The sequence below is a fragment of the Microbacterium enclense genome (assembly GCF_001456955.1).
Classification (GTDB): domain Bacteria; phylum Actinomycetota; class Actinomycetes; order Actinomycetales; family Microbacteriaceae; genus Microbacterium; species Microbacterium enclense.
Genome location: NZ_KQ758470.1, coordinates 118306 through 132051 on the forward strand (window position 1 = coordinate 118306; position 13746 = coordinate 132051).

14 protein-coding genes are annotated in these 13746 nt (G+C 71.3%); 5 read left to right on the forward strand and 9 right to left on the reverse strand.

Features of this window, described 5'->3' with window-relative positions; genetic code table 11:
- Positions 1-52: 52 nt before the first annotated feature.
- On the reverse strand, positions 53-1258 hold the full coding sequence (metX, locus tag AS029_RS08415) for a homoserine O-acetyltransferase MetX (RefSeq protein ID WP_058232150.1): 1206 nt from the start codon (positions 1256-1258) through the stop codon (positions 53-55).
- A gap of 96 nt (positions 1259-1354) precedes the next feature.
- On the opposite strand from metX, the gene AS029_RS08420 reads away from it, so the two are divergent.
- Positions 1355-2053: an SDR family NAD(P)-dependent oxidoreductase gene (locus tag AS029_RS08420; RefSeq protein ID WP_058232151.1), complete on the forward strand. Its 699-nt coding sequence runs from the start codon at positions 1355-1357 to the stop codon at positions 2051-2053.
- A gap of 420 nt (positions 2054-2473) precedes the next feature.
- On the opposite strand, the gene AS029_RS08430 is transcribed toward AS029_RS08420, so the two are convergent.
- Positions 2474-3796, reverse strand: coding sequence for a bifunctional o-acetylhomoserine/o-acetylserine sulfhydrylase (locus AS029_RS08430; protein WP_058232153.1), 1323 nt, complete (start codon positions 3794-3796; stop codon positions 2474-2476).
- A 176-nt stretch (positions 3797-3972) separates the two neighbouring features.
- On the opposite strand from AS029_RS08430, the gene AS029_RS08435 reads away from it, so the two are divergent.
- The 4 genes from AS029_RS08435 to AS029_RS08450 all read left to right on the forward strand — a co-directional run bounded on the left by AS029_RS08435 (position 3973) and on the right by AS029_RS08450 (position 6936).
- On the forward strand, positions 3973-4743 hold the full coding sequence (locus tag AS029_RS08435) for an SDR family oxidoreductase (RefSeq protein ID WP_175456643.1): 771 nt from the start codon (positions 3973-3975) through the stop codon (positions 4741-4743).
- A 340-nt stretch (positions 4744-5083) separates the two neighbouring features.
- Positions 5084-5569 (forward strand): phosphoribosyltransferase, encoded by a 486-nt coding sequence (locus AS029_RS08440; protein ID WP_058232155.1) that lies wholly within the window; start codon positions 5084-5086, stop codon positions 5567-5569.
- Complete coding sequence (locus AS029_RS08445) at positions 5566-6252, forward strand: uracil-DNA glycosylase (protein ID WP_058232156.1); 687 nt, start codon at positions 5566-5568, stop codon at positions 6250-6252. The genes AS029_RS08440 and AS029_RS08445 overlap by 4 nt, the downstream gene beginning before the upstream one ends.
- A gap of 72 nt (positions 6253-6324) precedes the next feature.
- Positions 6325-6936, forward strand: coding sequence for a GNAT family N-acetyltransferase (locus tag AS029_RS08450; RefSeq protein ID WP_058232157.1), 612 nt, complete (start codon positions 6325-6327; stop codon positions 6934-6936).
- Between the two features lie 258 nt (positions 6937-7194).
- Here AS029_RS08450 and AS029_RS08455 read toward each other — a convergent pair whose 3' ends face one another.
- The 7 genes from AS029_RS08455 to AS029_RS08485 form a co-directional block, all read right to left on the reverse strand.
- A complete protein-coding gene (locus tag AS029_RS08455) occupies positions 7195-7521 on the reverse strand; it encodes a protealysin inhibitor emfourin (RefSeq protein ID WP_058232158.1) in 327 nt (108 codons plus the stop codon).
- Entirely contained in the window at positions 7508-8557 is a 1050-nt protein-coding gene (locus AS029_RS08460) for a M4 family metallopeptidase (protein ID WP_058232159.1), read from the reverse strand. Before AS029_RS08460 ends, AS029_RS08455 begins: the two co-directional genes overlap by 14 nt.
- Before the next feature lie 97 nt (positions 8558-8654).
- Entirely contained in the window at positions 8655-9446 is a 792-nt protein-coding gene (locus AS029_RS08465; protein WP_058232160.1) for an ABC transporter ATP-binding protein, read from the reverse strand.
- A complete protein-coding gene (locus AS029_RS08470) occupies positions 9443-10327 on the reverse strand; it encodes an ATP-binding cassette domain-containing protein (RefSeq protein ID WP_082642233.1) in 885 nt (294 codons plus the stop codon). The genes AS029_RS08465 and AS029_RS08470 overlap by 4 nt, the downstream gene beginning before the upstream one ends.
- Complete coding sequence (locus AS029_RS08475) at positions 10324-11193, reverse strand: ABC transporter permease (RefSeq protein WP_058232161.1); 870 nt, start codon at positions 11191-11193, stop codon at positions 10324-10326. Before AS029_RS08475 ends, AS029_RS08470 begins: the two co-directional genes overlap by 4 nt.
- Positions 11190-12140 (reverse strand): ABC transporter permease, encoded by a 951-nt coding sequence (locus AS029_RS08480; RefSeq protein ID WP_058232162.1) that lies wholly within the window; start codon positions 12138-12140, stop codon positions 11190-11192. Before AS029_RS08480 ends, AS029_RS08475 begins: the two co-directional genes overlap by 4 nt.
- On the reverse strand, positions 12137-13648 hold the full coding sequence (locus AS029_RS08485) for an ABC transporter substrate-binding protein (protein ID WP_058232163.1): 1512 nt from the start codon (positions 13646-13648) through the stop codon (positions 12137-12139). The genes AS029_RS08480 and AS029_RS08485 overlap by 4 nt, the downstream gene beginning before the upstream one ends.
- Positions 13649-13746 lie beyond the last annotated feature (98 nt).

Consider the following 13746-nt stretch of genomic DNA (forward strand, 5'->3'; position numbering starts at 1 on the left):
CTCGTCGCGAGAGGGATGGGAGGGATGCCGCGGCGCCCGGCATCCCGATCCGTCAGGCCGCGAACAGTCGGCGAAGATGCGCGGCGACGGCGGCGGTCTCGATGAGGAAGCCGTCGTGCCCGAAGTCGCTGGCGAGGACGACCGCCTCGTCGCCGTCGAGAGTCTGCGGGATGCCGCGCGCGATGCGGTGCTGCCCGTCGATCGGGAAGAGCCGGTCGCTGTCGATGCCGAGCACGAGCGTGGTGGCCGTGACGCGGGCGAGCGCGTCGTCGACGCCCTCCCGATCGCGGCCGACGTCGTGCGAGTTCATCGCCTCGACGAGGGTGAGGTAGCTGTTGGCGTCGAAGCGACGGGTGAACTTGTTGCCGTGGAAGTCGAGGTAGCTCTCGACGGCGAACCGCCCGCCGCGGCCCAGGGGGCTCACGCCCGACTGCCAGGACCGCTGGAACCGCTGATTCAGCTCGGTGGGACTGCGGTAGTTGAGCAGCGCCATGCGGCGCGCGAGGGCGAGGCCGCGGTGCGGACCGTCGCCGTCACCGGCGTCGTAGTACTCGCCTCCCGCGAAGCGCGGGTCGACGCGAACGGTGTCGAGCTGCACCGAGTTCAGCGCGATCTGATCGGCGGTCGTGATCGGCGGAGCCGAGAGGGTCGCCGCTCGCGCGACGCGGTCGGGCAGCCCCACGGCCCACTCCAGAGCGTGCATTCCGCCCATCGATCCACCGACGACGGCGTACCACTGCGCGACACCGAGCGCATCGGCCAGCAGCGCCTGCGCCGCGACCTGGTCGCGAATCGTGAGGTACGGGAAACGCGATGCCCACTCGTACCCGTCGGGGGCGATGCTCGCCGGTCCGGTCGAGCCCTGGCATCCGCCGAGCATGTTGGGGGCGACCACGAACCAGCGATCGGTGTCGATGGCTGCCCCCGGACCCACGAGGTCGCTCCACCATCCGGCCGTCGGGTGCCCCGGACCCGCAGCACCGCGCACGTGGCTGTCGCCGGTGAGGGCGTGCAGGATCAGCACCGCATTGTCGCGGGCGGGCGAGAGCTCGCCCCACGTCTCGTACGCGAGACGCACGTGCGGAAGGGACTCGCCGTTCTCGGTCGCGAACGAGCCGAAGGATGCGAACCGCCGGTCGCCCACGGGGTCGCCGTCGCGCCAGGCGCCGGTCGCGGGTGGGCGGCCGAGGAGGGAGCGGGCGTCGGCCTCCGTCACCGGGGCCGAGGGCACCGTGTCTTCGGAGATCTGCCAGTCCATGGCATCCATTCTCCCGGGTGCGGCGGGGGCGCTTCGGACTGTTACGCCGATGTCCAGCCCCCAGGGGCCGATGGGTCGGGCGATCAGAATCGCGGCATGGCGAACTTCCTCCTCATCGCGGCCTCGAGCGACATCGGCGGGGCGACGGCGACACGACTGCGCGACGCGGGGCATCGCGTCATCACCACGGCCCGCGACTCCTCCGTCATCGAGCCGGATTTCACCCTGGATGCCACCGACTTCGACGCCGTGGACCGCGTGGTTGGCGAGGCGGGAGAGCTCGACGGCATCGCGGTGTTCGCGGGCTCGATGCTGCTGAAGCCCGCGCACCTGACCTCGCGCGAGCAGTACGACGGTCTGATCGCTGCGTCGCTGACCACGGCGTTCGCCGCGGTGCGGGCGGCGGGATCGCACATGCGCGGCGGCGGTTCGGTGGTGCTGGTGTCGTCGGCGGCGGCGCTGGCGGGCCTGCCGAACCACGATGGCATCGCCGCGGCGAAGGCCGGTGTGATCGGATTGACGCTGTCGGCCGCGGCGAGCTATGCGGCGCACGGTCTGCGTGTGAACGCGGTGGCGCCCGGTCTCGTGCAGACACGGCTGACCGAGAAGCTGACGTCGACGGACATGTCGCGCAAGGTGTCGGAGGCGATGCATCCGCTCGGCCGGCTCGGAGAGCCCGACGATGTGGCGCGGGCGGTGGAGTTCCTGCTCGCGCCCGAGAATGCCTGGATGACCGGGCAGGTGATCGGCGTCGACGGCGGATTGGGGAGCCTCCGGCCGCGACAGAAGGTGTGACGCGCACGGAACGGGGGCGCACCCCGGGCGGCGGCGCGGGCATGCCTGTGGGGAGGGCGATCAGCGGGGGGAGGATGCTGCAGTGCTGTTCGGTCCTCCCGCGTGAGGATCTCCTCCCGTCCCTGGTCTGCGGCGCGCGGGGCATGCCCGTGGGCACGTCCGCGGGGGAGGACTTTCGCGGAGGGGAGGATGCTGCGGTGCTGTTCGGTCCTCCCGTGTGAAGATCTCCTCCGGTACCAGGTCGGCGCCGGGCACGCCCGGGGGATATGGCCGCGGGGGAGGACTTTCAGGGGAGGGGAGGATGCTGCAGCGCTATTCGGTCCTCCCGCGTGAGGACTTCCTCCCGTCCGCGCGCATGCCTCGCCATGCGAGACGCCCCGATCCGGAAGAACCGGACCGGGGCGTCGCATGTGCGGCTGATCAGACGCGTGAGGCCTCCGACAGACGGCGCGCGGCGGCGAGGGCCTGGTCGAGGTCGGCCTTGAGGTCGTCGATGTTCTCGAGGCCCACCGACAGGCGCACGAGACCCGGGGTCACGCCGGCGGTCAGCTGCTGCTCCGGCGTGAGCTGCGAGTGCGTGGTGGATGCCGGGTGGATGACGAGCGAGCGCACGTCACCGATGTTGGCGAGGTGGCTGAACAGGCTGAGTGCGTTGACGAACTCCCGACCCGCCTCGACACCGCCCTTGAGCTCGAACGACAGCACCGCGCCGACGCCCTTGGGCGCGTAGTTGTTGGCGGCGGCGTACCAGGGCGAGGTCGGCAGACCCGAGTAGTTGACGCTGGCGACGTCGGGGTGCGACTCGAGCCACTCCGCGATCTCCTGCGCGTTCTGCACGTGGCGCTCGATGCGCAGCGAGAGGGTCTCGATGCCCTGGATGAGCTGCCAGGCGCTCTGCGGCGCGATCGAGGCGCCCAGGTCGCGGAGCAGCTGCACGCGGGCCTTGATGATGTAGGCGAGACCGTCGCCGACCGCCTGCGTGTAGACGGCGCCGTGGTACGAGGGGTCGGGCGTGGTCAGGCCCGGGAAGCGGTCGGAGTGCTCCGACCACGGGAAGCGGCCGCCGTCGACGATGACACCGCCGATGGTGGTGCCGTGGCCGCCGAGGAACTTCGTCGCCGAGTGCACGATGATGTCGGCGCCGTGCTCGAAGGGACGGATCAGGTAGGGGGTCGCGATCGTGTTGTCGACGATGAGCGGCACGCCCGCCTCGTGGGCCACGTCGGCGACCGAGCGGATGTCGAGGACGTTGATCTTGGGGTTGCCGATGGTCTCGGCGAAGAACAGCTTGGTGTTCGGACGGACCGCCGCACGCCACTCCGCGGGGTCGTCCTGGTTCTCGACGAAGGTCGTCTCGATGCCGAGCTTGGCCAGGGTGTACTTGAAGAGGTTGTACGTGCCGCCGTAGATCGAGCTCGACGACACGATGTGGTCGCCCGCCTGCGCGATATTCAGCACCGCGAACGTCTCGGCCGCCTGGCCGCTGGCGACGAGGAGGGCGCCGGTGCCGCCCTCGAGGCCCGCGACGCGCTGCTCGACGACGTCTTGCGTGGGGTTCTGGATGCGCGTGTAGATGTTGCCGAACTCGGCCAGCGCGAACAGGTTCGCGGCGTGGTCGGCGTTGTCGAACACGTACGAGGTGGTCTGGTAGATCGGTGTGGCACGAGCCTTGGTCACCGGGTCGGGCTGCGCACCCGTGTGGATCTGCTTGGTCTCGAAACGCCAGTTCTCGGGTGCCGACATGGCTGCTCCTCAGGTCGTGTGGCCGGGCGGTCGCCGTGGCCTGTTGCGAGCGTAGACACCCCCTCTGACAGCGACAAGGGCCGCGGACACGGGCCGTAATACCTCAGGAGGGCTCGGCGGGGCCGTCGCGCACCGCGGCCCGACCGATGTCGGGGGTGCGCAGTACCGTGGATGCCATGACGCGACGCGCAGTGGTGACCGGGGCCAGTTCGGGTATCGGAGAGGCGACGGCGCGCGCGCTGCGCGCCCGCGGGTGGGACGTGGTGGGCGTCGCCCGACGCGCTGACCGCCTCGCCGCGCTGGAGGCGGAGACGGGCGTGGTCGCCCACGCCGCCGACCTGACCGACGGCGACGCCGTCGCCGCCCTCGCCGGCTGGCTCGACGAGACGGGCGGCGTCGACGCGCTCGTGCACGTCGCGGGTGGTGCGCGCGGCAGCGACCGCGTCGAGGCCGGCGACCCCGAAGACTGGCGCTGGATGTTCGAGGCCAATGTGCTCTCGGGTCAGCGGCTGGTGGCATCCCTCCTTCCGGGACTGCGTCGAGCGGCGGATGCCGCGGGACACGCCGATCTGTTGTTCGTCACCTCGACCGCCGCGCAGACGGCGTATCCCGGCGGCGGCGGCTACAACGCGGCCAAGGCGGGCGAGGCCATGCTCGTGCACGCGCTCCGGCAGGAGCTGAACGGTGAGCCCCTGCGGGTGATCGAGATCGCCCCGGGCATGGTGCGCACCGAGGAGTTCACGCTCAACCGACTGGGCGGAGATCAGGATGCCGCCGACAAGCTCTACGAGGGCGTCGAGGCGCCGCTCGTCGCCGACGACGTGGCCGATGTCATCGCCTACGCGCTCGACGCCCCCGGGCACGTCAACCTCGACCTCGTGACGATGCGCCCGGTGGCGCAGTCGGCGCAGCACCTGCTGGCCCGGGGTCCGTTGACGACGCGCTGAATCGCACGGCGGGGGCGGCGGGCGCCGACCCGGTGTGTCGCTCACGGCAGAGGCAGTGGCGGTCATCGGGCCGGCGTGGCGCGCCCAACCGGGGTGCCGCGGTCGCCGGGTCGCCGCGACGCGCACGCACCCGGCGGCGGCGATCGCCGGGTGCTCGTGACGCGCGCCGCGGCGGCTGGGCGCCGAGCTCGCTCTGCCGCCGCGACGCGCACGCATCCGGCGGGGGCGATCGCCGGGTGCTCGTGACCCGCATCGCGGCGGCGGCGTGCCGCGTTCGGGACCGGCACGAAGGCATCCGCCGGACCGCCTAGGGTGAGAGCAGTCGACGAGAGGATCCGGTGTGACGGACGAGCGCGAACGGTTGAGCTGGGACGATTTCGGAGTCGCCACCCGCGACATCTCGCGCGCGATCCTCGCCGACGGGTTCCACCCCGAGGTGGTCGTGGCCATCGCCCGCGGCGGACTGCTGCCGGGCGGGGCCATCGCCTACGGCCTCGGCGTCAAGAACTGCGGCGCGCTGAACGTCGAGTTCTACACAGGTGTCGGCACCGTGCTCGACGCGCCGGAGGTCCTGCCGCCCGCGCTCGATCTGTCGTACCTCGAGGGTCGCCGCGTGCTGCTCGTCGACGATGTCGCCGACAGCGGTCGCACGCTCGACCTGGCCGTGAAGCTGCTCGACCGGCACGGTGCCGAGGCTCGATCCGCGGTGATCTACACGAAGCCGACCACCGTCGTGACGCCCGACTACTCGTGGAAAGACACCACGCTCTGGATCGAGTTCCCGTGGTCGCACCTGGGGTCGGTCGCCGAAGAAGACGCGGCGTGACGGCGAAGTCGCTCGCCGAGCTCGCGGATGCCGGGCTCATCGACCCCACGTGGGTGACGCCGCTGGCGCCCGTCGCCGACGACATCGCCGCGATCGGCGAGCGTCTGCGGCAGGAGGGGAAGCCGTACCTGCCGGCCGGCGACCTGGTGTTGCGCGCGTTCCGCACACCACTCGATGCGGTGCGCGTGCTGATCGTCGGACAGGATCCGTATCCGACCCCCGGTCACCCGATCGGGCTGTCGTTCGCGGTCGATCCGCACGTGCGGCCCGTGCCGCGCAGTCTCGCGAACATCTACCGCGAGCTGTCCGACGATCTCGGGATCCCGCCCACGGCACACGGCGACCTGTCCGCCTGGGCCGCCCAGGGCGTCATGCTGTTGAACAGGGTGCTCACGGTCGCCCCGGGGGCGCCGGCATCCCACCGCGGCTGGGGCTGGGAACGCGTCACCGAGCACGCCATCCGGTGCCTCGTGGCCCGCGATGCGCCGCTGGTGGCCGTGCTCTGGGGACGGGACGCCATGAACCTCGCTGCGTTGCTGGGCGAGACGGCGATCGTCTCGTCGCCGCATCCGTCACCGCTTTCGGCGAGCCGCGGCTTCTTCGGGTCGAAGCCGTTCTCGCGCGTCAACGCCCTGCTCGCGCAGCAGGGTGCGGATGCCGTGGACTGGCGCCTCCCGGCCTGATCCCGCGCGATCCGGCCACGTGTCGACCGCACCGACATACGCCGGAAACCGCCACGCCCGTAGGCTGGCGATGTGCTGGAAGAGGAGTACGAGAAGAGTCGGCGGCGGCTGCCCGCGCATCTGCGTCGCACGCCTGAGCCGGAGCGGCCGTTCTCGTACGACATCCGCCCGGCCACCGCAGCGGACATCCCCGATATTCGGGAGATCTACAACTACTACGTCCGCAACTCGGTCGTGACGTTCGACGAGAAGGCGTGGACGCTCGCCAAATGGCGCGACAAATTCGCCACGCTCGAGAAGCTCAAGCTGCCGTTCCTCGTGGCGCAGTCCCCGAGCGGGCAGATCCTGGGGTACGCCCTCGTGCAGCCGTGGCAGTCGAAGTCGGCGTACCGCTACACCGTCGAGAACTCCATCTACCTCGGCCAGGCCGCCGCGGGGAAAGGCCTCGGGCGCGCGCTGCTCGAGGCCCTCATCGAGGCGTGCCAGGAACTGGGGATCCGCGAGATGGTCGCCGCCATCAGCGACAAGGGCGCCGACGCCTCCATCGCCCTGCACGAGAAGCTCGGCTTCACCGAGGTCGGGCGCATGGGGCGTGTCGGTTTCAAGTTCGGCCGCTGGCTCGGCGTGGTGTACCTGCAGAAGAGCATCCCGTCGAAGAAGAAGCGGCGGAAGCTCTTCGGCTGACGCCCGACGCAAGAAAGAACCCGTCGGTCTCGGGCCGGGCGGTCGCCTCGTGCGTTCACGGCCGGACGGCCGCCCGCGTAGCTCGGCGTGCCGGACTCCGGAGTCCTCCGACCTGGAACGGCGGATACGCGTCTCGCGGGGGATGCCGCCGCGCCGTTCTCCGGAGGCCGGCACGCCGCGCCACGTGCGTCCGTCTCGGCGCCGCCGCCGGGATCACGTCTGCGACGGGCGCCGGTCTCGGCGCGACGTGCGCGAGTGTCAGCGCGCGGCGCGCGCCGGGGGAGCCGCCTGGCGGACCTCGTCGACGAGCGTGCGCCACGGCCCTTGCACCTGCCCGTCGCCCAACCGCGCCTGGTGCACGGGTGCGCCGCCGTGGTGCACCTCGATGCGCCACTGGTAGCGGTCGGCCCCGCTGGGCGGCGCGGACGCGGCATCCCACGGGCAGCTCTCGACGAGTTCCCGCCAGCGCGGGGCATGGTCGGCGTCGGCCTCGGCCCGCCACTGCTTCGACAAGCCGGCGATGCCGCCGGAACGGACCACGATGATGGTGAGACGCTCGGCGCTCTCGGCGTCAGGCTGCGGCATCCTCCACGACGCCGACTCCGGCCCACGCGGCGCGGACGGCGGCGACCTCCTCCGACTCCTCACCGTACTCCGCCGCGGCGGCCGTCAGGGTAGCGGCGGCGAACGCCGTGAAGTCGGCGGTGGGGGAGAGAGTGCCGGCGGTGAGCGTGCGATACCAGACGAGCCCCGCGCGTTCCCACGCCCTTCCGCCGAGCGCGGTGGCGACGAGGTAGAAGGCGCGGTTGGGGATGCCCGAGTTGATGTGGACGCCGCCGTTGTCGTCGTCGGTCTCGACGTAATCGCGCATGTGACCCGGCTGCGGGTCTTTGCCCAGAACGTCGTCGTCGTAGGCCGTACCGGGCGCCTTCATCGACCGGAGGGCCTCGCCCTGCACGTCGGGGGCGAAGATGCCCTCGCCGATGAGCCACGTCGCCTCATCGGCCGTCTGGCCGAGATGGTGCTGCTCGGCGAGCGCCCCGAAGACGTCGGACAGCGACTCGTTGAGCGCGCCGGACTGGCCCTGATACTCCAGGCCGCCGGCGGCCTCGGTCACGCCGTGCCCGAGTTCGTGCGCGATGACGCTCAGCGACCGTGTGAACCCGACGAAGACCTCGCCGTCACCGTCTCCGAACACCATGCGCTCGCCGTTCCAGAACGCGTTGTCGTAGTCGTCGCCGAAGTGCACCGTCGCCAGCAGGGAACCGCCCGCCGCGTCGATACCGTCGCGGGCGAAGGCGTCCCAGAAGAAGTCGTAGGTCGCGCCGAGGCCGTCGTACGCCTCGTCGACCGCGGCGTCGCCGCTGGGGGCGTCGTCTTCGCTGCGCACGCGACGCCCGGGCAGGTTCTCGGTGTTACCGGCGTCGGAGATGATGCGGTCGGGAGCGGGCACCGCCTCGGCCACCAGGGCGTCGCCGTCGATCGACAGCCGGAGGCGGGTGCGCGTCGGGCGCGGCATGGCGAGGGTCTTGCGTGCGGCGGCGGCCGCCCGCGCGAGGCGGGGGTCGTCGGTCTGGGCGAGACGGTCGAGCAGGAACGGGGGAACGATGCCGGCGATCATGCGCCCGAGGCTAGCGCGCACCTCCGACATCGCGGCATCCCTTGCCCTCGTCCTGGGGGCGGATTCCCACCCGGACGGCCGGGGGAGGAGCGGTGCGTCACGCCGGCAGCGTCGGAATGGATGCCAGCAGCTTCCGCGTGTAGGCGGCCTGCGGCTGCAGCAGCACCTTCTCGGTGGGGCCCTGCTCCACGACGCGACCGTCTTTCATCACGACCACCTGATCGCACACGTTCTGCACGACGCCGATGTCGTGCGAGACGAGCACGAGCGTCAGATCCTCTTCGGCGCGCAGGCGTGCCACCAGCCGCAGGATCTGGGCGCGGACGGTCACGTCGAGCGCCGACAGCGGCTCGTCGCCGACGAGGATACGCGGGCGGTGCACGATGGCCCGGGCCAGTGCGATGCGCTGACGCTGACCGCCGGAGAACTCGTGCGGGAACCGCTCCGCCATGTCGGCCGTGAGCCCGACCTGCTCCAGCACCTCCCGCACACGCGCCCGCCGATCGCCCGCGATGTCGAGCGCCCACAGCGGCTCGCCCACGATGCGCCCGATGTTCATGCGGGGATCGAGCGAGGCGTACGGGTCTTGGAACACGATGCCCGTCGCGCGGCGGAGCCAGTGCAGCGAGCGGGCCGATCCGCGAGCGTCCACGGTGCGCCCGGCGACCTCGACCGTTCCCGCGGTGGGGGTGTCGAGCCCGAGCAGCAGGCGGACGAGCGTCGACTTGCCCGAACCGGACTCGCCGATCACGCCGACCGCGGAGCCCGCCAGCACCGACAGATCGACGTCGGCGAGACCGGGCGTGCGCTCAGCGCGTCCGAACGCGCGGGCGCGGGGAGCGGGATAGTCGCGGGTGAGCCCGCGAGCGCGGATGAGCGTCTCGGTCACGGCGTCTGCTTCCCCTCGTCCGCCCGGGCAGGGGAGGAGCTGTCGTCCCGTACGTGACCCGTCGCATCGCGGCCCACGCCCGAGGCCGCGGCATCCGGAGACCGTTCGGGATGCCACAGGGTCGCCGTCGCGTCGCGGAGGAGGGCGCGCGTGACCGGCGACGTCGGCGCACGCAGCAGCTCTGCGACGTCGCCGTGCTCGACCACGCGGCCGTGTTCGAGCACGACCGCGTGGGTGGCCACCTGCGCCAGCACCGCGAGATCGTGCGTGATGAAGACGAGCGACATTCCGGCATCCTGAACGAGGGTGCGGAGCAGCTCGAGAACGCCGGCCTGGATGGTCACGTCGAGCGCGGTGGTCGGCTCGTCGGCGATGAGCAGGCGCGGCCGGCACGCGAGGGCCATCGCGATGGCGACGCGTTGACGCTGTCCCCCGGAGAGCTGGTGTGGATAGCGCGAGACGATGCGCTCGGGCTCGGGCAGAGCGACGCGCTCGGCCTCGACGACGGCTCGCCGGAGGGCCTCGCGCCGCGAGACGCGCTCGTGGATGCGCACCGACTCGCCGATCTGCCGCCCCACGGTGCGGATGGGGTTGAGGGCGGTGCGCGGCTCCTGGAACACCATGCCGATGTCGTCGCCGCGCAGGGCCGCCAGCTCGCGGTCGGGGAGTCCGAGGATCTCGCGGCCGTTCCAGCGGACGCTGCCGGTGGCTCTCGCGCCGTCGGGCAGGAGGCCGAGGATCGCGAGCGCGGTGAGCGACTTGCCCGAGCCGGACTCGCCGATCAGGCCCACGCGCGCGCCGTCGGGCACGTCGAACGAGATGCCGTCGACGACGGGTCGACCGCCGATGTCGATGCGCAGATCGCTGACCTCGAGGCTCACGCGACCACCCCCGGAACGTGCGTGCGGGCGGAGGGAGCCCGCTCCGCCAGTGTGGGATCGGCAGCCTCGCGCAGCGCGTCGCCCAGCAGGTTCAGCCCCAGCACGGTGAGCGTGATGGCCAGACCCGGCCACACCACCGTGAGCGGGTGGACCGCGATGTAGGCCTGCAGGTCGCTCAGCAGCACGCCCCACGAGGGCTGGGTCACCGGGGCGCCGAAGCCGAGATACGACAGTCCGGCCTCGGCGAGCACCGCCACGGCCATGCCCCACGACAGCTGCACGATGAACACCGGCGCGACGTTGGGGAGGAGGTGCCGGGTCAGGTTCTGCCCGGTGGTGAGGCCGCTCGCCCGACCGGCGAGGACGTAGTCGCTGTGCAGGACGCGACGCAGCTCGGGACGTGTGACGCGGGCGATGTTCACCCCGAAGCCGATGCCGACCGCCCAGATCACCACCGCCAGCGAGCCGCCCCACACCGCCGTGATCATCATGGCGATGATGAGCACCGGGAAGGCGATCAGGATGTCGACCAGCACGGCGATGCTCTCGCGGAGCCAACGGGCCGTGAGCGAGCCGAGCGCGGCCAGCGCGATGCCGAGCACCGAGGCGACGACCCCGGCTCCGATGGCGACGACGACCGTCGTACGGGCCCCCGCCATCAGCAGGCTGGCGATGTCACGGCCGCTGTTGTCGGTGCCCAGCACGTGCGGCCACGACGGGTCGCTCCAGCGTGCGCGCGCGTCGACGGCCCCCGGGTCGAAGGGGGTCCAGAACAGCGAGACGACCGCCGTGATCACGACGAGAGCGACGATCAGGATGCCGAACCGCCCGGTGCCCAGACTCCAGAGGCGTTTCACCGTGGTCATGCGGCCTCCCGCTGCCGGGGGTCGACGAGTCGGTGCACGAGGTCGACGAGGAAGCCCACGACGAGCACGAACCCGGTGAGGGCGAGCAGCTCTCCCTGCACCTTGGGCAGGTCGCGGGAGGCCACGTCGCCCACGAGCATCCGCCCGATGCCGGGGAGGGTGAACAACTGCTCGATGATGACGGCCCCCACGATCACACCGGCGATCTGCAGTCCCAGCACGGTGATGACCGACAGGCCCACGTTCGGCAGGCCGTGGCTCAGCAGCGCCCTCGTGCGGGTGAGGCCTTTCGCAGCGGCCGTCCGCACGTAGTCCTGCCCCATCGCCTGCAGCGTCGCGCTGCGCACGAACCGCAGCAGCATCGCACCTTCGACCACGCCGATGGTGAGCGCGGGCAGCACGAGAGCCCGCAGCGCTGCCGCCGGATCGTTCCACCCGGCGCGGGGGAACCCCTGAGGGGGGAGCCAGCCCAGCCACACCGAGAACACGACGACGAGCATCAGACCCGCCCACACGACCGGGACCGCCGCGAGCGCCTGTGCGACGACGCTCACGGCGGTGCCGGCGGCACGTCGACGACCGAGCGCCGACAGCACCCCGAACGGGATGCCGACGACCAGCGCGACCGTGAGCGACAGGGCTGCGAGCGGCACGGTCACGCGCGCCTTGTCGGCCAGCTCGGAGACGACCGACGTCCCCGTCACGAGCGAGGTTCCCAGGTCGCCGCGCAGCAGCCCGCCGATCCACTCGGCGTACTGGGTCCACAGGGGTGCGTCGAGACCGAGGCTCGCGCGCACGGCGGCGACCTGTTGCGGCGTCGCCTCGGCACCCGCGATGAGCTGCGCCACGTCGCCCGGGAGGACGCGCAGCGAGAGGAAGATCAGCACGCTGGCCACGGCCAGGCCCAGAAGGAGCAGGCCCAGCCGTGTCAGCGTGTAGCGGATCACTCCGCCGCGACCGTCACACCCGCCAGCGGCAGGCGCACGTTGAGCGAGTTCTTCGGGAAGTTCGCGACGTTCGTGCCCACCGCCGTGAGCGGGGTCGACAGGAAGAGCCAGTCGGCGGCATCCTGATCGCTCACGATGCGGGCGGCCTCGGCGAGCAGGTCGGAGGACTGCTGCTCATCGGTCGTGGCGAGCGCCTGGGTGTAGAGGGACTGCACCTCGGGGTTGTCGTAACCGAAGTAGTACGACGGGTTCGCCCAGTTGCCGAAGTCCCGCGCCTCCACGTGGCGTACGAAGCTCAGGTCGTAGTCCTTGTTCGTGTACACGTCCTGCAGCCAGGCGGTGAAGTCGACCTGCTCGACCTGGAGCGTCACCCCGATGTCGGCGAACGACGACACCAGGAAGGTCGCGATCGTCCCGGGGTAGACGTTGGGGATCGTGAGCGTCAGGCCGAGGTTCTGAACGCCCGCCTCGGCCAGGAGCTCGCGCGAGCGGTCGGGATCGAAGGCGATCGTGCCCGAGAGGTCCTCGTAGCCCGGGTCGAGCGGCGGGATCGGACCGTACAGGGCCTCGCCGTAGCCCAGCGTCTCGACCAGGGCGTCGTGGTCGATGGCCAGGCGCAGAGCCTCGCGCACGCGCTGGTCGTTGAGGGGTGCCCGCTGGTTGTTGAACGCGAGGGTGCCCTTGTCGGTCGTGAGGCCCGACTCGATGGTGAAGGTGCCGATGCCCTCGACCTGGCTCTGCAGCTCGGGGTCGATCTCGAGGGCCACGTCGACGTCGCCGTTGACGGCCGCGTTCACCGCGGCGCTGTTGTCGGGGATGTAGTCGAGCACGACCTCGGCGACACCCGCCTTCTCGCCCCAGTACCCGTCGTAGCGGGCGAGGGTGAGGCTCTGGCCGGTGTTCCAGCTGTCGACGCGGAACGGGCCGGTGCCGTTCGCGGCGGTCTGCAGGTTGGTGGTGTCACCGCTGTTGAAGACGAGCCCGGCGCGCCCGGTCAGGGTGAAGAGGAAGTCGATGTTCGGCTGCGCGAGCGTCAGCACGATCGTCGACGCGTCGGGAGAGGCGATCGAGGTCACGTCGGCGAGGTCGGCGCTGTCGGCGATGGTGGCATCGTCTTTGGCGGTCTGCAGCGAGGTGACGACGTCATCGGCGGTCAGTTCGCTGCCGTCATGGAAGGTGACGCCGTCGCGCAGGGTGAAGGTGTACGTCAGCCCGTCGGACGAGACGTTCCATTCGGTGGCCAGGGCCGGGACGATCGCGTTGTTCTGGTCGGCGTCGCGGGTGACGAGACCCTGGTAGACGTTGTCGATCAGCGCCTGCTCGAGGGCGGCGCCGGCGGTGCGGCGGATGTCGAGGTTGGACGGCTCCAGCGACAGACGCACGGTGAGGGTGGCATCCGGGTTCGCTTCGCCCGTCGGGTTCGGGGCGGTGTTCGGGCCGGTGCACGAGGTGAGCAGCAGGGCTCCGATGAGAAGCGCACTCGTGGCGAGGGCGGTGCGGCGCAGCATTGCGGGGTTGTCCTTTCGCAGGCCGAAGGCATCCGGGTGTGCTGTGGATGCCGTGCAGGGGTGGCAACAGCCTACTTTCACCCGTATTCCCTCCATGC